Here is a 25977-nt window from a genome sequence, read left to right on the forward strand (position 1 = left end):
ATGCAGGGTGTGTTGCAGGGCCAGCCGGCGGTTCAACGCCGTGCCATGGCCAAGTCCATCACCTTGCTCGAGTCCACTCTGCCTGCACACCGTGTGCAAGCGGATGAACTGCTCACGGGATTGTTGCCCCATTCAGGCAAGTCCTTTCGCTTAGGCATCAGTGGTGTGCCGGGCGTCGGTAAATCCACTTTCATTGAAGCGTTGGGCTTGTTCTTAATTGCACAAGGTCATCGTGTGGCTGTGCTGGCCATCGACCCTTCGTCCACCGTTTCTGGCGGCTCAATCTTGGGCGACAAAACGCGCATGGAGCACCTGAGCGTTCACGAGAAAGCCTACATTCGCCCCAGCCCTTCGAGTGGCACCTTGGGCGGCGTGGCTGAGAAAACGCGTGAAGCCATGTTGGTGTGCGAAGCAGCAGGCTACGACGTGGTGATTGTGGAAACCGTTGGGGTAGGCCAGAGCGAAACCGCTGTGGCCAACATGACTGACATGTTCGTTCTGATGCAGTTGCCAAACGCCGGTGACGATTTGCAGGCCATTAAAAAAGGCGTGATGGAATTGGCCGATTTGGTGGTGATCAACAAGGCCGACATTGACACTTCAGCTGCGACGCGCGCCGAAGCGCAAATTACCAGCGCATTGCGTTTGTTGGGTTTGCACGGCAACCACGATCATGCGCACTACAACGAAGACATTTGGCATCCTGAAGTGTTGCAGATCAGTGCACTGCTCAATCAAGGGGTTGACAGTTTTTGGTATCGCGTACAAAAGTTCAAGCGCCTGCAACAAGCAAACCACAAATTTGAACATCGCAGACAACAACAAGCCCAAGCATGGATGTGGGAACGCATTGATGCGGGCTTGAAACAAAACTTCCGAGGTCAGGAGACCGTGCAAGCACTGTTGCCTGAGCTTTCGCAAAAAGTGATTTCAGGCCAAATGCCTGCGTCCACTGCTGCAAGACAACTGCTGGCTGCTTATCAAGCAACCGGTTTTCCTACGAATTGAAATTTCCCGCATTGGAGTGAAGAAAGTAAATCATGCAAGACATCATTCAACAACTCGAAACTAAACGCGCTGCGGCTCGCATGGGCGGCGGACAAAAACGCATTGACTCACAACATGCCAAAGGCAAGCTCACGGCGCGTGAACGCCTGGAAGTGTTGCTAGACGAAGGCACCTTCGAAGAGTGGGACATGTTTGTGGAGCACCGCTGCACAGACTTTGGTATGCAAGACAACAAAATTCCAGGTGATGGTGTGGTCACAGGCTACGGCATGATCAATGGCCGTTTGGTGTTTGTGTACAGCCAAGACTTCACCGTGTTTGGTGGTGCCTTGTCTGAATCGCATGCCGAGAAGATTTGCAAAATCATGGACCAAGCCATGAAGGTCGGTGCCCCGGTCATTGGTTTGAACGATTCGGGCGGTGCGCGCATTCAAGAGGGCGTGGCCTCCTTGGGTGGCTATGCCGAAGTGTTCCAACGCAATGCCATGGCCAGCGGTGTCATTCCGCAAATCAGCATGATCATGGGTCCTTCAGCAGGTGGTGCTGTGTATTCGCCTGCCATGACCGATTTCATCTTCATGGTGAAAGACAGCTCATACATGTTTGTGACGGGCCCTGAAGTGGTCAAGACCGTGACGCACGAAGAAGTGACGGCTGAAGAGTTGGGTGGCGCTTTAACGCACACCACCAAGAGCGGTGTGGCCGACATGGCGTTTGAAAACGACGTGGAAGCTTTGCTGATGCTGCGCCGTCTGTACAACTACCTGCCACTGAACAACCGCGAAAAAGCCCCTGTTCGCGCAAGTGGCGACCCGACCGATCGTCAAGACATGAGCTTGGACACCCTGGTGCCCATGAACGCTAACCAAGCGTACGACATGAAAGAACTCATCATCAAGACGGTGGACGATGGTGACTTCTTTGAACTCCAGCCCGACTACGCCAAAAATATCCTGATCGGTTTTGCCCGCATGGCCGGCCAAACTGTGGGCATCGTGGCCAACCAGCCTTTGGTCTTGGCCGGTTGCTTGGACATCAAGAGCTCCATCAAAGCGGCACGCTTTGTGCGCTTCTGCGATGCCTTCAGCATTCCTGTGGTGACATTTGTGGACGTGCCTGGCTTCATGCCGGGTACCTCACAAGAATACGGCGGCATCATCAAGCACGGTGCTAAATTGCTCTACGCTTATGCAGAGTGCACAGTGCCAAAAATCACGGTCATTACACGCAAAGCTTATGGCGGTGCCTACGACGTGATGGCGTCCAAGCACTTGCGCGGCGACGTTAACTTTGCATGGCCCAACGCTGAGATTGCTGTGATGGGTGCCAAAGGTGCTGTGGAAATTATTTTCCGCGAAGACAAAAACGATCCCGTCAAGTTGGCTGCGCGCGAAGCTGAATACAAAGACCGCTTTGCCAACCCCTTCGTGGCTGGTGCACGCGGCTTCATTGACGACGTGATTCAACCGCACGAAACACGCAAACGCATTTGCCGTTCGTTGGTGATGTTGAAAGACAAAAAAGTAGAAAACCCATGGCGCAAGCACGGCAACATTCCACTCTAAGTGGCATGACCGACGAAGCTTGAACTGATTACGCCATTAGGAGAAAAAATATGTTTACCAAAATTTTGATTGCCAACCGCGGTGAAATTGCCGGCCGTGTCATTGCAACCGCCAAGAAAATGGGCATTGCCACGGTTGCCGTTTATTCCGAAGCCGACAAAGAAGCTCGCCACGTGATGCTGGCCGACGAGGCCGTGTTGTTGGGCCCAGCGCCATCGCGCGAGTCTTACTTGGTGGCCGACAAGATCATTGCTGCGGCCAAAGCCACTGGTGCGCAAGCCATTCACCCAGGTTACGGCTTCTTGTCTGAAAACGAAGCCTTTGCCAAGCGCTGTGAAGACGAGGGCATTGCCTTCATTGGCCCACGCCACTTCTCGATTGCCGCCATGGGCGACAAAATTGCCTCGAAAAAATTGGCCAACGAAGCCAAAGTCAACACCATTCCTGGTTACAACGATGCCATTGACACAGCCGAGCAAGCTGTGGAAATTGCCAAGGGCATTGGCTACCCCGTCATGATCAAAGCCTCAGCTGGCGGCGGTGGCAAAGGTCTGCGCGTCGCCTTCAATGACAAAGAAGCCTTTGAAGGTTTCACGTCTTGCCGCAACGAAGCCCGCAACTCCTTTGGCGATGACCGCGTCTTCATTGAGAAGTTTGTCGAAGAGCCCCGTCACATTGAAATTCAAGTCTTGGGCGACAGCCATGGCAATGTGATTTACTTGAACGAGCGCGAGTGCTCTATTCAACGTCGTCACCAAAAAGTGATTGAGGAAGCGCCGTCACCTTTCATCAGTGATGCCACACGCAAAGCCATGGGTGAGCAAGCGGTAGCCTTGGCCAAAGCTGTGAAGTACCAATCTGCAGGCACGGTTGAGTTTGTGGTCGGCAAAGACCAAAGCTTCTACTTCCTGGAGATGAACACGCGCTTGCAAGTGGAGCACCCCGTCACCGAAGCCATCACGGGCGTTGACTTGGTGGAGATGATGATTCGTGTGGCCAACGGCGAGAAGTTACCCATCACACAAGCCGATGTGAAGCGCAACGGCTGGGCCATTGAGTGCCGTATCAATGCTGAAGATCCCTTCCGCAATTTCTTGCCTTCGACAGGCCGCTTGGTGCGTTTCCAAACGCCTGTGCAAACGATGTTCCAGTCCAACACGCAAGACCTGTTGGGCGTGCGTGTGGACACCGGCGTGCAGGATGGTGGCGAGATCCCCATGTTCTACGACTCCATGATCGCCAAGTTGATCGTGCACGGTGCCGACCGCAATGACGCGATTGCCAAAATGCGCGAAGCTTTGAATGGTTTCGTCATTCGCGGCATCAGCTCCAACATTCCGTTCCAAGCGGCTTTGTTGGCACACCCCAAATTTGTGGCCGGCGATTTCAACACAGGCTTCATTGCTGAAAACTATGCGCATGGTTTCCGCGCAGAAGATGTGCCGCACGACGATCCTGATTTCTTGGTAGCCTTGGCTGCGTTTGTTCGTCGTAAATCACGCGAGCGTGCCGCCAACATCAGCGGCCAGTTGCCAGGCTATGACGTGCAAATTGGCCATGACTACAGTGTCATTGTGTTGGGTGCCAAAGGCGACAACCGCTACATCAGTGTCCATGTGGACGAGTTCCGTGGTCAGAGCGGCAAAGCCATCATCAAGGTGGGTGAGAACCACTACATCATTGAAAGCCATTCACGTTTGAACGATGTGCGCATTAGCGGTACGGTCAACGGTAAACCTTTCACATCACAGGTGGAACGCGGCACACCCAAAAATCCTTTGGCATTGCAAATCCAACACAACGGCACGCGCATTGAAGCCTTGGTGGTGTCGCCCCGCATGGCTGAGTTGCACCAAATGATGCCGTTCAAAACACCACCCGACATGAGCCGTTTTGTTCTGTCGCCCATGCCTGGCCTGTTGGTCAATGTGGCCGTCACGCCTGGTCAGAAAGTGCAAGCCGGCGAGCGCGTGGCGGTGATTGAAGCCATGAAGATGGAAAACATCTTGTTTGCTGCGCACGATGGTGTGGTGAAAAAGGTCTTGGCCGCTCAAGGCGAATCTCTCTCGGTAGACCAAGTGATTGTGGAGTTTGAAGCATGAGTGTGATCAACCGTCCCTTCAAGGTCTTGGGCATTCAGCAAATCGCCATCGGTGGACCTGACAAAGTCAAACTGCAAAAACTATGGGTCGACATGTTTGGCCTAGAAGTGACGGGCACCTACAAAAGCGACCGCGAAAACGTGGACGAAGACATTTGCGCCATGGGTGTGGGCCCCTTCAAAGTGGAAGTGGACTTGATGCAGCCCATGGACCCCGAGAAAAAACCAGCCGTTCACACCACACCCTTGAATCATGTGGGTTTGTGGATTGACAACTTGCCAGTGGCCGTTGAGTGGCTCACTTCGCAAGGTGTGCGCTTTGCGCCGGGTGGCATTCGCAAAGGTGCAGCCGGCTTTGACATCTGCTTCATTCACCCTAAGGGCAATGAAGAGTTGCCCATTGGCGGCGAGGGTGTGTTGATCGAGTTGGTTCAAGCGCCCGACGAAGTGGTCAAAGCCTTTGGCGCATTGGCCGCGCAATACGCTTAAAGCTTCAAGCCTTTTGGCGCGCTTTGGCCTTGGCTATGGCCGCTTCGATGATGGCCCGCTTGCGGGCCATTTCTTTGTCCGCCGCATCTTGATCGGAAGTCGTTCCCGATGGCGTTTCCATCGGACGTGTGTGTGCTTCCAAATCCGCCAGCTTCATGGCGGCTTTGGCTTCTAGTCTTGCTGCTTGTTCACGTTCTTCAATGACCAGTCGGTGCTGACGTGCTTCATAGCGTTGTCTGGCTTGTGCAGCCAATTCGGGTGACCAGGCCGCCCAAGCTGTTTTGTGGCCAGAGATGGGCACCATCTCAATGCAGTCAACGGGGCAAACAGGAAGGCAAAGATCGCAGCCAGTGCACACAGCTTCTATGACGGTGTGCATCACCTTGTTGCTGCCCAAGATGGCATCGGTAGGGCAGGCCTTGATGCACAACGTGCAGCCAATGCACCAAGCCTCATCGATCACGGCCACGGTCATCGGGGCTTCTACCCCATGCTCAGGGTTGAGAGGCAAGGGCGCTTGATGGGTTAGCTGGGCTAAGACGGCAATGCCTGCCGCGCCACCGGGTGGACACTGATTGATGGGTGCGTTGTCATTCGCAATGGCCTGCGCATAGGCCTTGCAATCGGGATAGCCGCATCGTGTGCACTGCGTTTGCGGCAGCGCATCGTTGATGCGGTCAGCCAGCGAACTCACTTTTTGCGAGCGACGGCTTTAGAAGTCACAGATTTGGCGGTGCGCTTTACCGCAGCTTTGGCTGTGGTTTTGGCAGCAGCTTTCACTGTTGGTTTTGCGGCGGCTTTGCTTGCAGGCTTCTTTTTTCCGCTGACATCGTTGTGCGCCAAAATGAACTTGACCACTTCGGGGTACACCACATCGCGCCAACGGCGGCCGCTGAAAATGCCGTAGTGACCGGCGCCTGGTACTTCCAAGTGCTTGCGATTGTTGGGCTTGATGTTGCTGCACAAACCATGTGCCGCAGCCGTTTGGCCAGAACCCGAAATATCGTCCAACTCACCTTCAACGGTGAGCAATGCGGTGGTGCTGATGTCTTGAGGGCGCACCAGTTCGGATTTGCCTTGAGGGTTCTTGACGTTCCAAGTACCGTGCACCAAGTTGTAATCTTGGAAAACCGTTTTGATGGTTTCCAAATAGTAGTCGGCATCCATGTCGAGCACTGCGTTGTACTCGTCATAAAACTTGCGGTGCGCTTCAGTGCTGGCGTCATCACCTTTGATCAAGTCTTTGAAATAATCGTAATGGCTGGTGGCATGGCGATCGGGGTTCATGGCCACAAAGCCTGTGTGCTGCAAGAAGCCAGGATAAACGCGGCGGCCAGCACCAGGGAAGTTGCTGGGCACTTTGTAAATCACATTGTTTTCAAACCACTCGAAGCTCTTGTTCATGGCCAAGTTGTTGACCGCAGTGGGCGACTTGCGCGCATCAATGGGGCCGCCCATCATGGTCATGGACAAAGGTGTTTTCTCGCCACGCGAGGCCATCAAGGAAACGGCTGCCAAAACAGGCACCGTGGGTTGACACACGCTGACCACGTGGCAGTTGCCATACACGCCTTGCACATGGCGAATGAACTCTTGCACGTAGTTCACATAGTCGTCCAAATGGAATTCGCCATCAGCCAAAGGCACCAAGCGGGCATTTTTCCAATCGGTGATGTAGACCTTGTGGTCTTTGAGCATGGTTTTGACGGTGTCGCGCAGCAGCGTGGCGTAGTGGCCAGACAAAGGTGCAACGATCAAAACAGCGGGTTGTTTTTTGAGTGCGTTCAGTGTGGGTGCATCGTCAGAGAAGCGTTTGAAGCGGCGCAACTCGCAAAAGGCTTTGTCAATTTCGACGCGCTCGTGGATGGCCACATCCACCTTGCCCACTTTGACCGTGCGAATGCCAAACTCGGGCTTGACATAGTCCTTGCCCAAACGGTGCATCAATTCGTAACTGGCAGACACGCGCTGTGCCAAAGGCGAATTGCCCATGGGGTTGAGCGGGTTGCTGTACATCTTGGCGGCAGCCTGAGCCAAGTCTGCAAAAGGCTCCATGATGGAACGCTGAGTTTCGTAGATTTGGTAGAGCATGACTAAATCACCTTAAATTGTTGCACTGCAGCAATATAGCAGTTGTGATGCATGGAAAATGGAGTCGCGCATCTAAATTGAATTGAATGCGCGACATTCAGGTTCACAAACTGGGACTTTTAGATCACCTTGGCAATGGCCTGGCAAACGTAGTCGATGTTTTTGCTGTTCAACGCGGCCACGCACATGCGGCCTGTGTCGGTGCCGTAAACGCCAAATTCAGAGCGCAAGCGAACCATTTGGTCTTTGGTCAGGCCAGAGTAGCTGAACATGCCGATTTGGGTGGTGATGAAGCTCATGTCTTGCTTTACGCCAGCGGCTTTCAGGCCGTCGACCAATTTTTGGCGCATGGCTTTGATGCGAACGCGCATTTCAGCCAGCTCTTTTTCCCAAGTGGCGCGCCACTCGGGGTTGGCCAACACAGCCGCCACCACCGCGCCACCGTGGATGGGAGGGTTGGAGTAGTTGGTGCGGATCACAATTTTCAATTGGCTGAGAACACGGCCACATTCTTCTTTGTCTGCGCAGACCACAGACAAAGCACCGACGCGCTCGCCGTACAAGCTGAAGCTCTTAGAGAAAGAGGTCGACACAAAGAAGTTGAGGCCGGCGGCCACAAACTTGCCAATGACAGCGCCGTCTTCGGCAATGCCGTGGCCAAAACCTTGGTAGGCCATGTCCAAGAAGGCTGTGAGGTTTTTGGCTTTGACGGCCGCAATCACTTGATCCCATTGGGCGGCTGTGATGTCATAGCCGGTGGGGTTGTGACAGCAAGCGTGCAACACCACAATGGTGCCAGCCGCTGCTGCGTTGAGGCTGGCCAACATGCCGTCAAAGTTGACGCCGCGTTTTTCGGCGTCGTAGTAGGCGTAGGTGTCAACTTGGAAGCCCGCGTTGGCAAACAGCGCGCGGTGGTTTTCCCAGCTGGGATCGGAAATCAAAACCTTGGCGTTGGGGCTGACTTTTTTCAGGAAGTCGGCGCCAATTTTGAGGCCGCCGGTACCGCCAATGCCTTGCACGGTGGCCACGCGACCAGACTTGACGGGTTCGCTGTCGGCACCAAACACCAGGCTTTTCACAGCGGCGTCGTAGGCGGCAATGCCGTCGATGGGCAGGTAGCCACGGGCGCTGGGTTTGTCCATCATGGCTTTTTCAGCAGCTTGCACGCACTCGAGCAAGGGGAGTTTGCCGTTGTCGTCGAAATAAACGCCCACACCCAAGTTCACTTTGTTGGGGTTGGTGTCGGCTGCAAATTGTTCGTTCAAACCCAAGATGGGGTCGCGGGGGGCCATTTCGACGGCGGTAAACAGAGACATGAAAAAAGTCCTTGATAAGGAGGTTGCGGATGGCAGAAATCCCAAACCTAGGTTAGGCTTTAGGGTTGCCCCTAATTTTAACGGCTCTTTCTTCCATTTTTCGCCCCAAATTGACCCATCTCAAGAAGTTCCATGGTCGTCTCACCCGATTCTTTTGAACCCGTCCTCGAAGCCGTGCCGCATGTGGCACCTGAAGGCAAATTTGTGCATTACGAGGGCTCGCCCTTTGAGTTGTACCAACCCTATCCGCCAGCGGGCGATCAACCCACCGCCATCGAAGGTTTGGTGGAGGGGCTGAATGACGGCGAAGTGTTTCAAACCTTGCTGGGCGTGACGGGCTCTGGCAAGACTTTCACCATGGCCAACGTGATTGCCCAAATGGGCAAGCCCGCCATTGTGTTTGCGCCCAACAAAACCTTGGCCGCACAGCTGTACTCAGAATTTAGAGAGTTCTTTCCTAAAAACGCCGTTGAGTATTTCGTCAGCTATTACGACTACTACCAGCCCGAAGCCTACGTACCTCAGCGCGATTTGTTCATTGAAAAAGACTCCGCCATCAACGAGCACATTGAGCAGATGCGCTTGTCGTGCACCAAGAGTTTGATGGAACGTCGCGACGTGGTCATTGTGGCCACCGTGTCGGCCATTTACGGCATTGGCGAGCCCGAGAGTTATCACCGCATGATCATGACATTGCGCACCGGCGACAAAGTGGGGCAGCGCGATGTGATCTCTCAACTCATTCGCATGCAATACATGCGCAATGACCAAGACTTTAGCCGCGGCAAGTTTCGTGTGCGAGGCGACACCATCGATGTGTTTCCCGCCGAGCATTCTGAGTTGGCGGTGCGCATTGAGTTGTTTGACGACGAAGTTGAAAGCCTGCAATTGTTTGACCCCCTAACAGGTCGAATCCGTCAAAAAATTCCCCGCTTCACCGTCTATCCTTCCAGCCACTACGTCACACCGCGCGACAAAGTTTTGGCTGCGGTGGAAACCATCAAAGTTGAACTGGCCGAGCGCCTTCAACAACTGGTGGGCATGGGCAAATTGGTGGAAGCACAGCGGCTAGAGCAACGCACGCGTTTTGATTTGGAAATGCTCAGTGAAGTGGGGCACTGCAAAGGCATTGAAAACTACACCCGTCATTTGTCGGGCGCAGAACCTGGTGCCGCACCCAGTACCCTGACCGACTACATGCCTTCGGATTCCATCATGTTCTTGGACGAGAGCCACCAAATGATTGGTCAGCTCAACGCCATGTACAACGGCGACCGCGCACGCAAAACCACGCTGGTGGAATATGGCTTCAGGTTGCCCAGTGCGCTGGACAATCGGCCGCTTAAATTTGAAGAGTTTGAAACCAAAATGCGTCAATGTATTTTTGTGTCGGCCACACCAGCCGATTACGAAAAAACGCATTCAGGCAAAGTGGTGGAGCAGGTGGTCAGGCCCACAGGTTTGGTCGACCCCCAAGTGGAAGTGCGACCCGCCATTCACCAAGTGGACGATGTGCTGCAAGAAATTCGCATCCGCGTTGAAAAGCACGAGCGCGTACTCATCACCACACTGACCAAACGCATGGCCGAGCAGCTGACCGACTATTTGTCTGACAACGGCGTGAAGGTTCGTTACTTGCACTCCGATGTCGACACTGTGGAGCGTGTTGAAATTTTGCGCGACCTGCGCCTTGGCACCTTCGATGTGTTGGTGGGCATCAATTTGTTGCGCGAAGGTTTGGACATTCCCGAGGTGTCTTTAGTGGCCATTTTGGACGCCGACAAAGAAGGCTTTTTGCGCTCAGAACGCAGCTTGATCCAAACCATTGGCCGTGCAGCGCGAAACCTCCATGGCCGGGCTATTCTTTATGCCGATCGCATGACCGATTCCATGAATCGGGCTATCGGCGAAACCGAGCGCCGGCGGGCCAAACAACTGGCCCACAACGAAGCCATGGGCATCACGCCGCGCAGCATCGTGAAGCAAGTGCGCGACCTGATTGATGGTGTGTACAGCGAGAAGGCGGGCAAAGAAGCCGAACGCTTAGAGTTGGCCGCCGTTCAACGGGCCAAAGTGGAGGAGATGAGCGAGAAGGACATCTCCAAAGCCATCAAGCAACTCGAGAAGCAGATGATGGAACACGCCAAAAACCTCGATTTCGAGAAGGCGGCCCAGGTGCGAGACCAGCTGCAGATGCTCAAGGCGCAAGCTTTTGGTGCACCAGGAACCGACAACGTGGTGGTGCTGAAAGCCTGAAGCAGAGCCCGAAATGGGCGTGGGGCGCTTTCCCCCATGACCATAAAGACCTTCAAATCGTATTCCTACTATTCCGCTCAAGTTCTGCTATAGTCGAGCGAATTAGTCAACAACCTAGGATCTAGCCATGCGCCTCACCACCAAAGGTCGATTTGCGGTCACCGCCATGATCGATTTGGCCCTGCGACAGCATTCAGGCCCGGTCACTTTGGCTGCCATCAGCCAGCGTCAAGAAATCTCTTTGTCTTACCTAGAGCAGTTGTTCGGTAAGTTGCGTCGCCATCAATTGGTCGAGTCCACCCGCGGACCTGGCGGCGGCTATACCCTCGCCAAAAAAGCTTCCGACATTACCGTGGCCGACATCATTTTGTCGGTGGACGAGCCCATCGATGCCACGCATTGCGGCGGCAAAGAAAACTGCCACGGCAGCACTGGCCGTTGCATGACCCACGATTTGTGGGCCTCCCTCAACTCCCGCATGGTTGAGTTTTTGGACTCGGTCAACTTGCAAAAATTGGTTGATGACCAATTGGCCGCAGGTCACACCATTGAAGACAAGCCCGCCATCAAGCGCGCCATTTCGGCCATGCCAGTGGTTCAGCCTGTGCGCGTGAACGCCCCCAATTCCGTGTTTGCCTTGGGCAACACATTGATGAAATCTTGAGAAGTTTTCAAGCATGAACAGCACACCTCATTTCCCCATTTACCTCGACTACAGCGCCACCAATCCTTGTGATCCGCGCGTGGTCGATGCCATGATTCCTTGGTTGCGCGAGCACTTTGGCAATCCAGCTTCACGCAGCCACGCTTGGGGTTGGGAAGCAGAAGAAGCCGTCGAGAAAGCCCGCAAAGACGTGGCCGACCTCATCGGTGCCGACCCTCGCGAAATTGTGTGGACCAGTGGTGCCACCGAGTCCAACAACTTGGCCTTGAAGGGCGCAGCGCAGTTTTACAAATCTCGCGGCAAGCACCTGATTACGGTCAAGACCGAGCACAAAGCTGTTCTCGACACCATGCGTGAACTAGAGCGTCAAGGCTTTGAAGTCACTTACCTTGACGTGCAAGAAGACGGCTTGGTCAACCTCGATGTGTTCAAGGCTGCTTTGCGCCCCGACACCATCTTGGTCAGCGTCATGTTTGTGAACAACGAAATTGGCGTGATTCAAGACATTCCCGCCATTGGTACCATCTGCCGTGAGAAGGGCATCATCTTCCATGTGGATGCTGCGCAAGCCACCGGTAAATTGCCCATCGACCTCAACACCTTGCCCGTCGATTTGATGAGCTTGGCCTCGCACAAAACCTACGGTCCTAAAGGCATTGGTGCTTTGTATGTCCGCCGCAAACCCCGCGTGCGCCTCGAAGCGCAAATGCACGGTGGCGGTCACGAGCGCGGCATGCGTTCTGGCACTTTGCCGACACACCAGTGCGTGGGCATGGGCGAAGCCTTCCGCATTGCGCGCTTAGAAATGGACCAAGACATTGCCAAGGCCAAAGCTTTGCAAGAGCGCCTGATCAATGGCTTGAAAGACGTTGAGCAAGTGTTCTTGAACGGTCACCCCACCAAGCGTGTGCCCCACAACATCAACATGAGCTTCAACTATGTTGAAGGCGAATCGCTCATCATGGGTATCAAAGGTTTGGCGGTGTCATCAGGTTCTGCCTGTACCTCTGCCAGCTTGGAGCCCAGCTACGTATTGCGCGCCTTGGGCCGCAGCGACGAATTGGCCCACAGCAGTTTGCGCATGACCGTGGGCCGTTGGACCACCGAAGCCGAAATTGACTTTGCCATTGAGACCATCAAAGCCAACGTGGCCAAGTTGCGCGAACTCAGCCCCTTGTGGGAAATGTACAAAGACGGCGTCGACCTCAGTACCATTCAGTGGGCTGCACACTAAGCGTTTTAGCGTTCAAGAACAGATTAAGGAAGTAACACCATGGCTTACAGCGAAAAAGTTGTTGATCACTACGAAAACCCCCGCAACGTGGGCTCCTTTGAAAAGGGCGACGAAGATGTGGGCACCGGCATGGTGGGCGCACCTGCCTGCGGCGACGTGATGAAGTTGCAGATCAAGGTCAACCCCCAAACGGGCGTGATCGAAGATGCACGTTTTAAAACCTACGGTTGTGGCTCTGCCATTGCGTCTAGCTCTCTGGTCACCGAGTGGGTGAAGGGCAAAACACTGGACCAAGCCGCTGCCTTGAAGAACAGCGAAATTGCCGAAGAGTTGGCTTTGCCACCCGTCAAAATTCACTGCTCCATCTTGGCCGAAGACGCCATCAAAGCAGCCGTCGAAGACTACAAGAAAAAACACGCAACCGCCTAAGCGGTGGTTGCTGGAAGTACATCATGGCCATTTCATTGACAGAAGCTGCAGCGCGTCACGTGTCGCGCTACATCACCAAACGCGGCAAGGGCGTGGGTGTGCGCTTGGGCGTTAAAACCACCGGTTGCTCTGGCTTGGCGTACAAACTGGAATACGTGGACGAAGTCGCGCCCGAAGACGTGGTCTTTGAAGACCACGGCGTGAAGGTGTTGATCGACCCCAAAAGCTTGGCCTACATCGATGGCACCCAGCTTGATTTTGTGCGTGAAGGTTTGAACGAGGGGTTCCGTTTTAACAACCCCAATGAGCGCGATCGCTGCGGCTGTGGCGAATCGTTCCGCGTGTGATTTCACTGCAGGCGTCAGACTTCGAGCTGTTCGGTTTGCAGCCGACTTTTGCATTGGACCGCGCGCAACTCGATTTGCAATGGAAGTCTTTGCAACGCGAGGCGCACCCCGACCGGTTTGCCTCTGAAGGCGCCTCTGCGCAGCGCATTGCGATGCAGTGGTCTGTGCGCATCAACGAAGCCTACAACCGCCTCAAAGATCCACTCAAACGCGCAGCCTACCTGTGTGAATTGAACGGCGCTGCCGTCAATGCCGAAAACAACACCAGCATGCCGCCTGCTTTTTTGATGCAGCAAATGGAATGGCGTGAAGCCTTGGACGATTGCAAGGCCATCAAAGTTGTCGACTCTAAAATAGAGGCATTGGAAAAACTGTTGGACGAAGTGGACGCCTCGCAGGCCCAAGTCTTGAAGCAGATGGCTGCATTGATCGATGTGGACCACAACTTTGCAGCAGCTGTAGGGCAGGTCAGGGCGTTGATGTTCATCGACAAGTTTTCACAAGAAGTGCAACACCAGTTAGACGCTTGCAGCTAACACATTCAAACAATAAGTCATGGCACTTTTGCAAATTTCAGAACCCGGTCAGGCACCGGATCCGCACCAACGACGCATTGCCGTCGGCATTGACCTGGGCACCACCCATTCTTTGGTGGCCTCGGTGCGCAACGGCGTGGCGGAGTGCTTGCCCGATGACAAAGGCCAAGTGATCTTGCCCTCGGTGGTTCGTTACTTGCCAGGCCAGGGTCGTCAAATTGGCCAAGAAGCCGTGGCCAACGCTGCGCAAGACCCAGAGAACACCTTGGCTTCTGTGAAGCGCTTCATGGGACGCAGTTTGTCTGACATTGCCCATCCAGAAAAGTTGCCTTACAAATTTGTGAAGCCCGATGGTGCATCTGTAAAAGGCATGCTGTCAATTCAAACGGTGCAAGGTGAGAAGTCGCCCGTTGAAGTGAGTGCCGAGATTTTGGCCACGCTGCGCTACCGCGCAGAAGACACGTTCAATGATGACCTTCACGGCGCGGTGATCACGGTGCCTGCGTACTTCGATGATGCGCAACGGCAAGCCACCAAAGATGCGGCCCAAATGGCCGGCATCAACGTGCTGCGTTTGATCAACGAGCCTACTGCGGCGGCCATTGCCTACGGCTTGGACAATGCCAGCGAAGGCATTTACGCCGTGTTCGATTTGGGCGGCGGTACTTTTGACATTTCTATCTTGCGTTTAACACGCGGTGTGTTCGAAGTCATGGCCACCGGTGGTGACTCTGCCCTGGGTGGCGATGATTACGATCATGCTTTGGCCGATGCAGCCCTGGCATCAATGGGCCTGCAAGATGTGCAAGCGGGCTTGAGCGCAGAAGACAAAACACGTTTGAAAGCGGCTGCGCGTGAGGCGAAAGAAGCTTTGACTTCAGCCTCTGAAGCGACCCTGACATGGACCCATGCAGATCAAACACATGCAGTGAACATCACGCGTGCGCAATTTGAAGAAGCCACTGCTGCGCTCACAGCTCGTTGCATGTCGGCTGTTAAAAAAGCTTTGCGCGATGCCAAAGTCAAAGCCGAAGACATTCAAGGCGTGGTGATGGTGGGCGGTTCTACCCGCATGCCGCAAGTGCAAGCGGCCGTGGCTGATTTCTTTGGCAAAGCACCCCTCAACAATTTGAACCCCGACGAAGTGGTGGCGCTGGGCGCTGCCATTCAAGCCAATCAATTGGCCGGCAACGACGCCGCAGGCGACTTGCTACTGTTAGATGTGATTCCCTTGTCATTGGGCATTGAAACCATGGGCGGCCTGGTTGAGCGCATTATTCCGCGCAACCAAACCATTCCCACGGCCATGGCCCAAGACTTCACCACCTACCAAGATGGTCAAACCGCTTTGGCATTGCACGTGTTGCAGGGCGAGCGCGATTTGGTGGTCGATTGCCGTAGCTTGGCGCGCTTTGAACTGCGCGGCATCCCGCCGATGGCTGCCGGTGCAGCGCGCATTCGCGTCACCTTCACGGTTGATGCCGATGGCTTGTTGAGTGTGGCTGCCAAAGAGCAGATCAGTGGCGTGGAGGCCAAGATCGATGTCAAACCTTCTTATGGTTTGAGCGACGATCAAATTGCCAAAATGCTACAAGACAGTTTTACAACTGCCGAAGTGGACATGAAGGCACGTGCCTTGGTGGAAGCGCGGGTGGATGGCGATCGCATGTTGTTGGCCACACAAAGTGCGCTCAATGCCGATGGCCATTTGCTCAGTACTGAAGACCGCACGCACATTGAGCAACTGATGGTGACATTGAGGCAAGCGGTTGACACGGCCACCGATGCCCAAGCCGTGGAAGATGCCACCGAAGCCTTGGCCAAAGGCACAGAAGCCTTTGCCGCGGAGCGCATGAACCACAGCATTCAAAAAGCCTTGTCGGGTCAGAACATTCAAAGCCTTTAACAAAGAACACCATGCCCGTTATCAAAATATTGCCGCACGCTGAATACTGCCCCGAAGGCACTCAAATTTCTGCGCCTGCAGGCACCAGCATTTGCGAAGCTTTGCTCGACAACAAAATCAACATTGAGCACGCCTGCGACATGAGCTGCGCTTGCACCACTTGCCACGTCATTGTGCGCGAGGGCTTGAACAGCTTGAACGAAGCCGAAGAAACAGAAGAGGACTTGCTAGACCGTGCGTGGGGCTTAGAGCCCAATTCCCGTTTGAGCTGCCAAGCGTTTATGGGCAAGCAAGACGTGGTCATTGAAATTCCCAAGTACACCATCAACCACGCCAAAGAAAACCATTGACAGTTTTTTGCGCTTGAATTGGGATTACAGTTAGGTCATGCGCCAATTATTTCTAGACACCGAAACCACCGGTCTTTCCGCTGAAGGCGGTGACCGCGTCATTGAGTTGGGCTGCGTTGAGCTGGTCAACCGCAAGCTCACGGGCAACAACCTGCATTTCTACTTCAACCCTGGCCGCGACAGTCACGAAGATGCGCTCAAGGTGCACGGCATCAGCAATGAATTTCTGCGCGATAAGCCCAAGTTCAAAGACGTCGTACAAGAAATTTTGGACTACGTGGACGGCGCAGAAATCATCATCCACAACGCCGCCTTCGACGTTGGGTTCTTGAACAAGGAACTCGAGTTGGCTGGCAAAAAGCCATTCACCACCTATGTGAATGGTGTGGTCGATACCTTGGTCATGGCCAAGCAAATGTACCCCGGCAAGCGCAATAGCCTTGATGCACTTTGCGACCGTTTGGGCGTCGACAATTCTGGCCGTACCTTGCACGGCGCCTTGCTCGATGCCGAGCTGCTGGCCGATGTCTACATTAACCTCACCCGCGGCCAAGAGGCTTTGCTGATCGACGCCGGTGGTGATGAAGGGAAGGCCGGCTCTGAAGAGTCTGTCGACCTGTCAGGCTTTGTTTTGCCGGTCATCCAGGCCAATGCCCAAGAGCAAGCGGCCCACCAAGAGCAGCTGGCCCAATTGGACAAAGCCAGCGGCGGCAAAACCCTCTGGCGACAGCTCAGCAGTGAACAAAGCGCGGCAGCCTGAAACTTTTAAAAACCTTGAAAATGCCCAAAAAACCGTGGCATAATTTAGAGCTACGCTGAAAAGCGATAGGGCGGTTAGCTCAGGGGTAGAGCACTGCATTCACACTGCAGGGGTCACAAGTTCGAAACTTGTACTGCCCACCAAAAACTCAAAAAGCGCTTACGAACATTCGTAAGCGCTTTTTTTTCACCCAAGCTTACTCCTGTTTATTTCTCAATGGTTCTGCTCCAACGGCTGTTCCATTCTGGACGAACCGTGTTGATGGTGTCCCAATCCAATGCCACAGCATTTTTCATGTAGCCACGGAACTGATCCATCATTTGAATGGCAGGTGCCGAAGTTAATTGAGTTTTGGGGTTGGTCGGTATTTGAGTTGCATGTTCCATCATGGCGGCTTGCGCAAAGGGTTGCAACATGAACTCAGACAGTTTTTGAGCCAACTCGGGGGCATCGTTGTTGGCTGTGACGCACTGGCCGACCATCAACACAACAGATCCTTCTTTGGGTTGTGCGTACTCCATGGGAATGCCCTTGGCCTTTAGGCCATCGATAGCGGTGGGCGTCAAGGGGAAAATAGCCGCATCCCCAGTTTGCACCATCTCGCTGAGTTTGGCAGAACTTGGAATGTATTCGAGCACGTTGGGGCCCACGGTGCTAGCCCATTTGGTAAAGCCAGGTTCCACATTTTTTTCGGTGCCGCCCATTGCGCGGTTGATCATCAAGAAACCGTGCAAACCATAGCTGCTGGAGGGCGCAGATTGAAAGACAACTTTGCCTTTGTATTTGGCATCTGCAAAATCCATCCAAGAAGTTGGCGCAGCCCATTTCTTTTCATCGAACAATTTCTTGTTGTAGCCAATGCCGGTGGTGGTCACGCTGACACCGGCTGCCATGCCGCCAGCCAAAATAGCGGTGGAATACAGATCTTTGAGCACAGGGGTGTCGGCCAGTTTTTGGCACAGCCCCATGCGAACGGCGCGCATCATGACACCGTCATCCAAATGCATCACATGCACAGGTGGTTTTTCTTTGCTGGCTTGAACTTTTGCCAAGATGTCTGAAGAAGTGCCGGGCACCACCACCACTTTGGCGTTGAATTTTTTTTCAAATTCTGGAAATACGTATTTCACGTAGGCTTGCTCTGTGGTGCCGCCATTCATGCCGATGTAGAGCGTTTTAACTTGCGCACTGGCGCCAAATGCCGTCAGCAATGCAGCGCTGAGCAATCCGATTTTTTGAATGTTCATTGTCTTCTCCTTGATCGCCGTGGCGATTTAATTGTCAAAGGTGGGGTGTGGTTTTAGAAATTAGGGCTTGAATTTGCAAGTGCATCGTCATGGGGCCATGTGTGATCTCCGTTTGCTGATTTGCTCATTATTTTTGACCGACCAGTACTTTGTCCAGCCCATACAAGCGGTCCAGTGCAAACATGGTGATAGCCGTGAGTGCAATGATGAGCGCCGAAACAGCTGCCATCATGGGGTCAATCGATTCGGTGGCCAGCATGTACATGCGCACAGGCAAGGTGATGGTTTGCGGCGATGTGATGAAGACCGACATCGTGACTTCGTCAAAACTGTTGATGAAGGCCAAAATCCAGCCGCCTGCAATGCCAGGCAACATTAGCGGCAAGGTAATGCGCCTGAACACCACCCAAGGCTTTGCGCCCAAGGAAGCCGCAGCTTGTTCGACGTTTTGTTCTGCGCCCACCAGTGCCGTGATCATGAGCCGCAATGCGTAGGGCGTTACGATGATCACATGGGCCAGTGTCAGCCATTCAAATGAACCTTTGGCGCCGATGAGGGTGAACAGTCGGAGCATGGCAACTCCCAGCACCAAATGCGGCACTATTAAAGGGCTCATCAAAAGACCTTGAACCAGTTGTTTGCCAGCAAAGTTGTAACGGGTGATGGCGATGGCCGCAGGCACCGTCATCACCACAGAAATGGTGGCCGCCAATCCTGCCAGAACCAAACTGTTCCAAAACGATTGCAATAAATCGCTGTGCTCAAAAACCGCCGAGAACCAGCGCAATGAATAGCTGCCCCAAGGAATTTGCAGTGTGTTGGAAGGCGTAAAAGCCACCAGGCAAATGACCACCAGCGGCGCCAACATGAAGGCGAGCACCAGTGTGTGAAAGAGGAGGGCGAGTGGGCCGTTTTTCATGATCCCATGCGACGCGCGTAGCGTCCCTCCACCAAAGTTTGCGTGACGTACATGACCAGCAAATTGATCAGCAGCAAAATCAAGGCGATGGCGGCGCCCAAAGGCCAGTTGAGTTCATGCAAGTACTCGTCGTAAATCAGGGTGGCAACCATTTTGACCCTTCGGCCACCCACCAAGCCTGGAATGGCAAAGGCGCTTGCACTGAGTGCAAAAACAATCAAAGCACCCGACAACAATCCAGGGGTAATTTGAGGCAAAACGACCCGGCGCCACACTTGAAACTTGGATGCGCCCAGTGACAGTGCTGCATTCTCTATCTGTGGATCGAGTTTTTGCAGTGAGGTCCAAATAGGAATGACCATGAAAGGCAACATCACATGCACCAATGCAATGACAACAGCAGTGGGCGTGTAAAGAATGCGAACGCGATCGAGTCCAATTGTTTGTAAGAAGCTGTTCAATAAGCCTGCAGGTCCCAAAACAAGGCTCCATCCAAATGCTCTGACCACGACTGAGATCAGCAGCGGGGAAAGAATGACCACCAAGAAGAACGATCGCCATGGCGCTTTCATTCTGCTTAAGACATAGGCTTCGGGGGCACCAATCAACACGCACAGCAAAGTGGTGGTGAGTGACACCCAAGCGGTTCTGCCAAAAACCTCCCAGTAAAACGGATCATTCACGATGTGCTTGTACACATCCAATGTGAAGCCAGGAACAATGCCTACTTGATGATCAAAGCGCTGGAAGGATAAAAAGAAAGTTAAGAGAAACGGAAACAGAACCATTAAGCCGAACAAGCCCAGTGCGGGTGCGCTCAGGAAATAGGGGGTTCTTGTGTTGTGAATCACTTCAAGGCCTCGAAGGCTGACATCAGCTTAAAGTGAGCGTCATCCCATGTTAGGTGATCGTCTGCCGATTCATGTTTTGGTGCCGTGCCGTCATTGATGCAACTCACTTCCAACTCGCCCAGTTCGCAGTCTACGCGGTAGAGCCAAAGGTTGCCCAGGAAAAAACGCTCTTTAATTTGCACTTTCAGTTTCTGGGTGTCAGAGGCTGTTGCGAATTTCAGTTTTTCGGGGCGGATGCTCAAAGTGACTTCGCTGCCCTCAGGTGCATGCACCTCTTGCGCCTGCACATGAATATTGGCGCCTAGTTGCAAGGTGCCACCGCGCACAGCGGCCTTTAAGAAGTTAGTTTTTCCGACAAAGGTTGACACAAACCTGCTGCCAGAGGATTCGTAAACAGCGTGGGGCGTGTCAATTTGCTGAATTCTGCCGTTGTCCATCACCACCACGCGATCGCTGATGGACAAGGCTTCGGCTTGATCGTGTGTCACCATCAATGTGGTGGTGCCCAGTTTGCGTTGAATTCTGCGCAGCTCAAACTGCATGGCTTCGCGCAACTTGGCATCGAGATTGGACAAGGGTTCGTCCAACAACAAAACAGGCGGCTCAATGACGATGGCTCTGGCCAGCGCAACTCGCTGCCTTTGCCCACCAGAAAGGTCTCGGGGGTACCTGTCTGCATAGTCAGCCAGTTGAACCATGGCCAAGATTCGACTCACTCTTTCTGTGCGCTCGACAGGGTCCATTCTGCGCATTTCAAGTCCAAAACTGACGTTCTCTCGCACCGTCATGTGTGGGAACAAGGCGTAACTTTGAAAGACGATGCCCAAGCCTCTTTCGTTGGGTGGAAGGTGCGAGATGCTTTTGCCGTTGAGCAGAATATCGCCTGTAGAAGGCTGCACAAACCCTGCCAGCAATTGAAGCGTGGTGGTTTTACCGCAGCCAGAAGGCCCCAGCAGGCTGATGAACTCACCTTGTGCAACCGTCAAATTAAAGTCATTCAACGCGGTCACTTTGCCGTAGGATTTGCTCAAACCTTGCAGAGATAAATAGTCGGTGTGGTTCACGGTTGGCTGTCAGCGGTTTTGATCAATTGAAACGAAGTTGTCACTGTTAGGATTCAAGGCCTGCTTTTCGACTTTCCCAAGCGGAAATCACTTTGAACCCAAGGGCTCTGAAAGGATCGGGCAGAATTTTGTTCGCAGTGCCGTAGGCTTCGAGAATTTTCGGATCTATTTTGTTGGCATGCGCAAGTTCAGCCAAATAACTGCCCAGCGCGGTTCCTTTCACAATGCCAGAACCGTTGCAGCCTGCCGAGGCATAGAGGCCTGGTTCCAAGCAACCGACGTAGGGGGATCCGTTGAGGGTCAAGGCGGTCACGCCACCCCAAACATGTTCTAGTTGAATGTGTGTCAACGCGGGGTATCGGTTGTGGAAACGCCGGCGCAGTGCCTCGTGTACTTCTGTTTCGCTCAGACTGTGTTCATAAGCGTAAAGTGACCGGACCAACAATCGATCTGCGCCCACTCGCCGCACAGTGGTACCCAGTCTGTGCGCGGGTAAGACGCCCCAACTTTGCAAAGAGCCCAAGCTTGCCATTTCAGATGGCTTCAGTCGCTCGGTCAGAGCGGCGTAGGTGTGAATGGTGACGATTTTGTCTTGAAGGTAGCCAAAAAATTTGACGGACGGGTTGGTGGCCATGATGACATGGTCTGCTGTGATTTGGGCTGAACTAGTTTTCAGCACCCAGCGCTTGCCGTGCCTTTTTAAATCAAGCACGGGCGAGTTTTCATGAACTTGGACTTGTTGGGGAAGGGCACCAAGGAGGCCTCTGATCAAGGCAGCAGGTTGAACCAGGTGGCCAGTGTCTGTTTGAACGCCAAATTTGTAATAGCTTGTACCGATCAGTTGGTTAAGCGATGTGGCATCCAGAGTTTGCGTTGCGTGTCCCGTCGATTCAAGTGCCTGTTGGATTTTGCGCAATGTGTTCGCACCATCAGGTGTTGCGGCAGCCCTGATTCTTCCACTGGCATGAAAGTCGCATTCAATTTGGTGATCTTCAATGATTTGCTTCAAATCATCAAACGCTTCAGTGTTGAAGGCATTCAAGACCTTGTTTTGTTCGACGTCCTGTGCAGAGTTGCTGCTTGGATACTCTTCGCGCGTTAAAAAGCCGGAGTTGCGTGCAGACGATCCCTCTCCGACAGTGCTGGCTTCCAGCAAAAGAATGTCTGCATTTGGATTGAGTTTGCTAAGTCGTCTGGCCGCTGCCATGCCTGTAAACCCCGCGCCTACAACAACGTACTGAACATCCAGTTGTCCTGTAGCGGCAGGGCGCGCTTCTCGGTGGGGTAGCAATGCATTCCAACCACAGGGTTGCGTGTAAATGGGGAACGCTTGATTTGTCATAGTTCTTGCCCATCGTATTGCACGAATGAATTCAGGGTCAATAGATGCGATTCCGAAAAAGGGAAAACACCCATGGTTAGTTCCACCATTTGGAAATAAAGTCGATTTCAATAAATTTAAGTCCAATATGTGGAATCAAATTGCAGAAAAAATCTGAAAGCAGTGTCACAAGTCTCAAGCGCGCCCTTGAACTTCTGCAAGCCTTGAGTGAGTTGGGTCCCAGCCGCATTAGCGATCTCGCCCGCCACCTGGGCTACACACAAGCCACCACCCATCGACTTTTGCAACAACTGACCGAAGGCGAATTGGTGTGTCAGTTTCCAGAAGACAAACGGTATGCGCTTGGCTTGGGATTGGCCACGCTTGCAACGCATGCCGTTGAACAAGTCAGTCATGGGGGTGAAGGTCCCGGAGGGCTTAAATCACTTTGTCGCCCTGTGCTGGCTCGATTGGGTGCAGCATTGGGTGAAAGTGTTTTCTTTTTTGTGCGTTCAGGGTTTGACGCCGTTTGCCTCGATCGTTGGGAGGGGCAGTTTCCTATTCGAACTCTCACAGGGGATGTGGGAGGCAGAGTTCCGTTGGGTGGAGGTCAAGGGGCCATGGCTATCCTTGCGCATCTTGCGCCCGAAGAATGCGAAGAAATTTTGCGTTACAACGTGCCACGCCTGATGGGCATGGGAACTTTGGATGGCGTGCAGTTGCGAGCCTCCATTTTAAGAACCAAACAGCAAGGCTATTCGGCAGAAGATACGGGCGTCATTGAAGGGGTGGCAGCAGTTGCTGTGCCGGTGTGGGACGCAGCAGGCCAGGTGATTGGCGCTTTGAGTGTGGCAACACTGTCCACCCGATTGAGCGGCGACAGATTGTTGGTTGTGGTGGACTTGCTAAAGAAAGAGGCGGCACTGCTGAGTCCAAAAATCAACCCGTTTGATCGCGCTTTGAGAAGATCGACCAAACCTTGAAATTAATGGGGGTCAGATCAACATTAATTTTGATGATTGTTCATCGACTCATTGTGACGACTTCATACCGTACCTGTCGCTGACGCTGATTCAGGCAGTCCAAACACCCGATCAAAACACCACGTAAAAGCAAACGTGTAAACAAAAAAGAAAACGTTCAATCCCAGGTTGACTGTGAATGAGCGCAGATAACTGATGTCGAGCCACCATGCTGCCGCCGGCATCAGCACCACCAGAAAGCCCATCTCAAAGCCCACGGCGTGCAGTACGCGACGCCCAAAGCCACGGCCGCGCGTGAGTCTTTTAGACTCCCAGCGCTCGAACAAAGCGTTGTAGGAAAAATTCCAACCCACCGCGAAGAGTGATGCAAATACAGCCAGGGCACCTGCGCGCTCGAGGCTGCTGTCGCTGAAACTGAAAAAGCCAAGCGTGCCGCACAAGAAAGCGATGGCCTCGTAGATGGCAACGTAAGTGACTTTACGTTGGGTGCCTTGTAAGTTCATGTTGAATTGGATTCGTTAACACTGAACTGTACAGGAGAAGGTCATTGGGGTCAGATCAACATTAATTTGAAAAAATTAATGTTGATCTGACCCCAATTAGATGAAGCACCTAGCGGAAGCGCCAGGTGCTTTTTTTTCGCATCAAGCGTCTGCTGAGAATCCGATGGTTTTGACCAAGGGGCCCCACAGTTCGGTGTCGGATTTGAGTCGGGCTGCCAATTCGGCGGGGCTCGAGGACTGTGCCACCAGGCCCATCATGGCCATGCCGTTGACGGTTTCGGGGGCGGCCAAGGCCACGCGCATGACGGCGTTGAGGCGATTGATGATGTCGGTGGGGGTTTTGGCGGGTACATAAAAGCCAAACCATTCGTCGTAAACAAATCCTTTTAAACCTTGCTCAACCAACGTGGGTGTGTTGGGCGCAAACTGGCTGCGCTTGGCGCCAGTAGCCGCCAGCAATCTGCATTTGCCGGCCGCCACGTGCTGCGTGAACTCGCCAATGGGGCCAGACACCGCGGCAATTTGGCCGCCGATCATGTCCAGAATGGCAGGCTGTGTGCCGCGGAACGCAATGTGCTTCAAGTCAACGTTGGCCTCTCGGCCAAGCAGGGATCCAATGAAGTGAGGAGTAGAGCCCGCAGCGGGTGAACCAAAGTTGGCCAACATGGGATTGGCTTTGCACCAAGCCAAAAACTCTGGAACGTTTCTGACGCTGTTTGGCACCATAGGGCCCACTGCAAAACCGAAGTCGAACACAGCACCCAAAGAGACAGGCGCTAAATCGCCTACTGGATCGTAGGGCAGCTTTTTGTAGATGTGCGGATAGATGCCCAGCATGGACATGGGTGTTTGCAACACCGTGGCGCCGTCGGCGGGCGCGTTGCGCACAAACTGCACGGCAATTTGACCACCAGCACCTGTTTTGTTTTCAACAAAGGCGGCTTTGGTATAGGCAGAGGGCGCGATCTTTTCGGAGACGCGTCGGCAGATGGCATCGGATGTGCCACCAGGCGGGAAGCCAGTGACAATTTTCAAACTCTCAAGTTGGGCTTGCGCCCAAGCCTGCTGGCCAACAGCGCTGAGCAAACTGGCCACACCGGCCACTTGTAAAACATCACGACGCGAAATGGACATGACCTCTCCTGAGTGAATGGAGAGACCATTTTGGTGGCATCAAACTGGGCTGTCCAGATCAGGCATTCCCTAATGTGATGACCAATCAATTTGCATGGCCACCTTGACTGGCATGTTCAGTTCGACGCCTTTTAGCTGCGCTAATTCATTCATAGCAGATACGACGCCATTGTCATACCCATCTTGTGCATCACCAATGCGCGCAGACAAATGGGAATAGCAAGCGCATGGAACGTTGTGAGCTTGCAGTATCTCTAGCGCAACTTTTCCTGCGTTGTCTTTGCCACCACCCGCATCGTTGAAGAAAACGCAGCTTGGTTTTTGGCTGAGTGCAATGACAAATTCAGCGGCTGATTTTCCGCCATGAGATCCAGAGATGACAATCGCATTAGCATGTGCATTGCTAATGTGTGCTATTGAGTCTAGTAAAAACAATTGTGACATGGCTTCATTTACTCAATCATCAATGCCAGCTGTGCAATTAGGCCAAGTCAGGTTTTGCCATATTTTTAGCAAGTGAATCTAATCGCGCCAGGACATTTAGAGAAGAGGGGTGAATCGTTTCATTTCATCAGACAAAAGTGTAGTATCAATCTCCACCGCGGCCCAAATCCATCCACTGTATTCATTTTGTAGATGAAATTTTGATATGAGGCTAGGTTGAGGTATTACTTGGCCCATGTCTAGGGCAGTTTCTATCCACAACTCAATTGCCTCTTTGGAGTTATCAATGGCGTGTTCAATGCCTCGGTTTGAGCCTGAAAAGCAGCCGGGAAGGTCAGGCACCACAACTCCCCAGATATGGCGAGAATCACCTTGTTCTATGTCAATTGGAAATTTCAAAATTTTTTAAACCTTCACTTCAAAACGCCAATCGTTGCAAAATTTTTTTTCGATAAGTAA

26 protein-coding genes and 1 tRNA gene are annotated in these 25977 nt (G+C 53.2%); 15 read left to right on the forward strand and 12 right to left on the reverse strand.

Annotated elements, in window-relative coordinates:
- The 4 genes from meaB to L103DPR2_RS07895 are packed head-to-tail and all read left to right on the forward strand — an operon-like array spanning position 1 to position 5163.
- On the forward strand, positions 1 to 1008 hold the full coding sequence (gene meaB, locus L103DPR2_RS07880; protein ID WP_082466874.1) for a methylmalonyl Co-A mutase-associated GTPase MeaB: 1008 nt from the start codon (positions 1 to 3) through the stop codon (positions 1006 to 1008).
- Between the two features lie 32 nt (positions 1009 to 1040).
- Complete coding sequence (locus L103DPR2_RS07885) at positions 1041 to 2573, forward strand: acyl-CoA carboxylase subunit beta (RefSeq protein ID WP_055360521.1); 1533 nt, start codon at positions 1041 to 1043, stop codon at positions 2571 to 2573.
- A gap of 50 nt (positions 2574 to 2623) precedes the next feature.
- Complete coding sequence (locus L103DPR2_RS07890) at positions 2624 to 4675, forward strand: acetyl-CoA carboxylase biotin carboxylase subunit (RefSeq protein ID WP_055360522.1); 2052 nt, start codon at positions 2624 to 2626, stop codon at positions 4673 to 4675.
- Entirely contained in the window at positions 4672 to 5163 is a 492-nt protein-coding gene (locus tag L103DPR2_RS07895; RefSeq protein ID WP_055360523.1) for a VOC family protein, read from the forward strand. Before L103DPR2_RS07890 ends, L103DPR2_RS07895 begins: the two co-directional genes overlap by 4 nt.
- A 4-nt stretch (positions 5164 to 5167) precedes the next feature.
- Here the strand turns inward: L103DPR2_RS07895 and rsxB are convergent, their stop codons facing one another.
- The 3 genes from rsxB to L103DPR2_RS07910 all read right to left on the reverse strand — a co-directional run bounded on the left by rsxB (position 5168) and on the right by L103DPR2_RS07910 (position 8570).
- Positions 5168 to 5857, reverse strand: coding sequence for an electron transport complex subunit RsxB (gene rsxB / locus L103DPR2_RS07900; RefSeq protein WP_055360525.1), 690 nt, complete (start codon positions 5855 to 5857; stop codon positions 5168 to 5170).
- Positions 5854 to 7254, reverse strand: a complete 1401-nt coding sequence (locus L103DPR2_RS07905; protein ID WP_055360526.1) for a polyhydroxyalkanoate depolymerase — start codon at positions 7252 to 7254, stop codon at positions 5854 to 5856. Before L103DPR2_RS07905 ends, rsxB begins: the two co-directional genes overlap by 4 nt.
- A gap of 119 nt (positions 7255 to 7373) precedes the next feature.
- Positions 7374 to 8570, reverse strand: coding sequence for an amino acid aminotransferase (locus tag L103DPR2_RS07910; RefSeq protein WP_055360528.1), 1197 nt, complete (start codon positions 8568 to 8570; stop codon positions 7374 to 7376).
- Between the two features lie 132 nt (positions 8571 to 8702).
- Between L103DPR2_RS07910 and uvrB the strand changes: the two genes are divergently transcribed.
- From uvrB to L103DPR2_RS07960, 10 genes are all read left to right on the forward strand, one after another.
- A complete protein-coding gene (gene uvrB / locus L103DPR2_RS07915; RefSeq protein WP_055360530.1) occupies positions 8703 to 10826 on the forward strand; it encodes an excinuclease ABC subunit UvrB in 2124 nt (707 codons plus the stop codon).
- A 127-nt stretch (positions 10827 to 10953) separates the two neighbouring features.
- Positions 10954 to 11490, forward strand: coding sequence for a Fe-S cluster assembly transcriptional regulator IscR (iscR, locus tag L103DPR2_RS07920; RefSeq protein WP_055360532.1), 537 nt, complete (start codon positions 10954 to 10956; stop codon positions 11488 to 11490).
- Positions 11491 to 11503: 13 nt separating this feature from the next.
- Positions 11504 to 12724: an IscS subfamily cysteine desulfurase gene (locus tag L103DPR2_RS07925; protein WP_055360534.1), complete on the forward strand. Its 1221-nt coding sequence runs from the start codon at positions 11504 to 11506 to the stop codon at positions 12722 to 12724.
- 39 nt (positions 12725 to 12763) lie between these two features.
- Positions 12764 to 13153, forward strand: a complete 390-nt coding sequence (gene iscU / locus L103DPR2_RS07930) for a Fe-S cluster assembly scaffold IscU (RefSeq protein ID WP_055360537.1) — start codon at positions 12764 to 12766, stop codon at positions 13151 to 13153.
- 23 nt (positions 13154 to 13176) lie between these two features.
- Entirely contained in the window at positions 13177 to 13500 is a 324-nt protein-coding gene (gene iscA / locus L103DPR2_RS07935) for an iron-sulfur cluster assembly protein IscA (RefSeq protein ID WP_055360539.1), read from the forward strand.
- On the forward strand, positions 13500 to 14036 hold the full coding sequence (gene hscB, locus L103DPR2_RS07940) for a Fe-S protein assembly co-chaperone HscB (RefSeq protein ID WP_055361940.1): 537 nt from the start codon (positions 13500 to 13502) through the stop codon (positions 14034 to 14036). Before iscA ends, hscB begins: the two co-directional genes overlap by 1 nt.
- A gap of 19 nt (positions 14037 to 14055) precedes the next feature.
- Positions 14056 to 15942: a Fe-S protein assembly chaperone HscA gene (hscA, locus tag L103DPR2_RS07945; protein ID WP_055360541.1), complete on the forward strand. Its 1887-nt coding sequence runs from the start codon at positions 14056 to 14058 to the stop codon at positions 15940 to 15942.
- An 11-nt stretch (positions 15943 to 15953) separates the two neighbouring features.
- Positions 15954 to 16292, forward strand: a complete 339-nt coding sequence (gene fdx, locus L103DPR2_RS07950) for an ISC system 2Fe-2S type ferredoxin (RefSeq protein ID WP_055360544.1) — start codon at positions 15954 to 15956, stop codon at positions 16290 to 16292.
- Between the two features lie 37 nt (positions 16293 to 16329).
- Positions 16330 to 17052 carry a DNA polymerase III subunit epsilon gene (gene dnaQ / locus L103DPR2_RS07955; protein WP_055360546.1) on the forward strand — a complete coding sequence of 241 codons (723 nt, stop codon included), beginning with the start codon at positions 16330 to 16332 and terminating at the stop codon, positions 17050 to 17052.
- A 68-nt stretch (positions 17053 to 17120) separates the two neighbouring features.
- Positions 17121 to 17195: transfer RNA gene (locus L103DPR2_RS07960), tRNA-Val, on the forward strand.
- Between the two features lie 63 nt (positions 17196 to 17258).
- Here L103DPR2_RS07960 and L103DPR2_RS07965 read toward each other — a convergent pair.
- The 5 genes from L103DPR2_RS07965 to L103DPR2_RS07985 form a co-directional block, all read right to left on the reverse strand.
- Positions 17259 to 18299 carry an ABC transporter substrate-binding protein gene (locus L103DPR2_RS07965; RefSeq protein WP_055360547.1) on the reverse strand — a complete coding sequence of 347 codons (1041 nt, stop codon included), beginning with the start codon at positions 18297 to 18299 and terminating at the stop codon, positions 17259 to 17261.
- A gap of 127 nt (positions 18300 to 18426) precedes the next feature.
- Positions 18427 to 19221 carry an ABC transporter permease gene (locus tag L103DPR2_RS07970; protein WP_055360549.1) on the reverse strand — a complete coding sequence of 265 codons (795 nt, stop codon included), beginning with the start codon at positions 19219 to 19221 and terminating at the stop codon, positions 18427 to 18429.
- Entirely contained in the window at positions 19215 to 20006 is a 792-nt protein-coding gene (locus L103DPR2_RS07975) for an ABC transporter permease (protein WP_082466875.1), read from the reverse strand. Before L103DPR2_RS07975 ends, L103DPR2_RS07970 begins: the two co-directional genes overlap by 7 nt.
- Before the next feature lie 59 nt (positions 20007 to 20065).
- On the reverse strand, positions 20066 to 21133 hold the full coding sequence (locus tag L103DPR2_RS07980; protein ID WP_055360553.1) for an ABC transporter ATP-binding protein: 1068 nt from the start codon (positions 21131 to 21133) through the stop codon (positions 20066 to 20068).
- Positions 21134 to 21179: 46 nt separating this feature from the next.
- Positions 21180 to 22475 (reverse strand): NAD(P)/FAD-dependent oxidoreductase, encoded by a 1296-nt coding sequence (locus L103DPR2_RS07985; RefSeq protein WP_055360555.1) that lies wholly within the window; start codon positions 22473 to 22475, stop codon positions 21180 to 21182.
- Positions 22476 to 22615: 140 nt separating this feature from the next.
- On the opposite strand from L103DPR2_RS07985, the gene L103DPR2_RS07990 reads away from it, so the two are divergent.
- On the forward strand, positions 22616 to 23437 hold the full coding sequence (locus tag L103DPR2_RS07990; RefSeq protein WP_231717602.1) for an IclR family transcriptional regulator: 822 nt from the start codon (positions 22616 to 22618) through the stop codon (positions 23435 to 23437).
- A gap of 62 nt (positions 23438 to 23499) precedes the next feature.
- Here the strand turns inward: L103DPR2_RS07990 and L103DPR2_RS07995 are convergent, their stop codons facing one another.
- The 4 genes from L103DPR2_RS07995 to L103DPR2_RS14535 form a co-directional block, all read right to left on the reverse strand.
- Positions 23500 to 23940, reverse strand: a complete 441-nt coding sequence (locus L103DPR2_RS07995; protein WP_055360556.1) for a PACE efflux transporter — start codon at positions 23938 to 23940, stop codon at positions 23500 to 23502.
- 141 nt (positions 23941 to 24081) lie between these two features.
- On the reverse strand, positions 24082 to 25074 hold the full coding sequence (locus L103DPR2_RS08000) for a Bug family tripartite tricarboxylate transporter substrate binding protein (RefSeq protein ID WP_055360558.1): 993 nt from the start codon (positions 25072 to 25074) through the stop codon (positions 24082 to 24084).
- A gap of 69 nt (positions 25075 to 25143) precedes the next feature.
- Positions 25144 to 25518: a hypothetical protein gene (locus tag L103DPR2_RS08005; RefSeq protein WP_055360560.1), complete on the reverse strand. Its 375-nt coding sequence runs from the start codon at positions 25516 to 25518 to the stop codon at positions 25144 to 25146.
- 96 nt (positions 25519 to 25614) lie between these two features.
- The gene (locus tag L103DPR2_RS14535; RefSeq protein WP_442915085.1) at positions 25615 to 25863 is read right to left on the reverse strand and encodes a type II toxin-antitoxin system HicB family antitoxin; all 249 of its coding nucleotides are present in this window, start codon (positions 25861 to 25863) and stop codon (positions 25615 to 25617) included.
- Positions 25864 to 25977 lie beyond the last annotated feature (114 nt).

The sequence above is a fragment of the Limnohabitans sp. 103DPR2 genome (assembly GCF_001412575.1).
Classification (GTDB): domain Bacteria; phylum Pseudomonadota; class Gammaproteobacteria; order Burkholderiales; family Burkholderiaceae_C; genus Limnohabitans_A.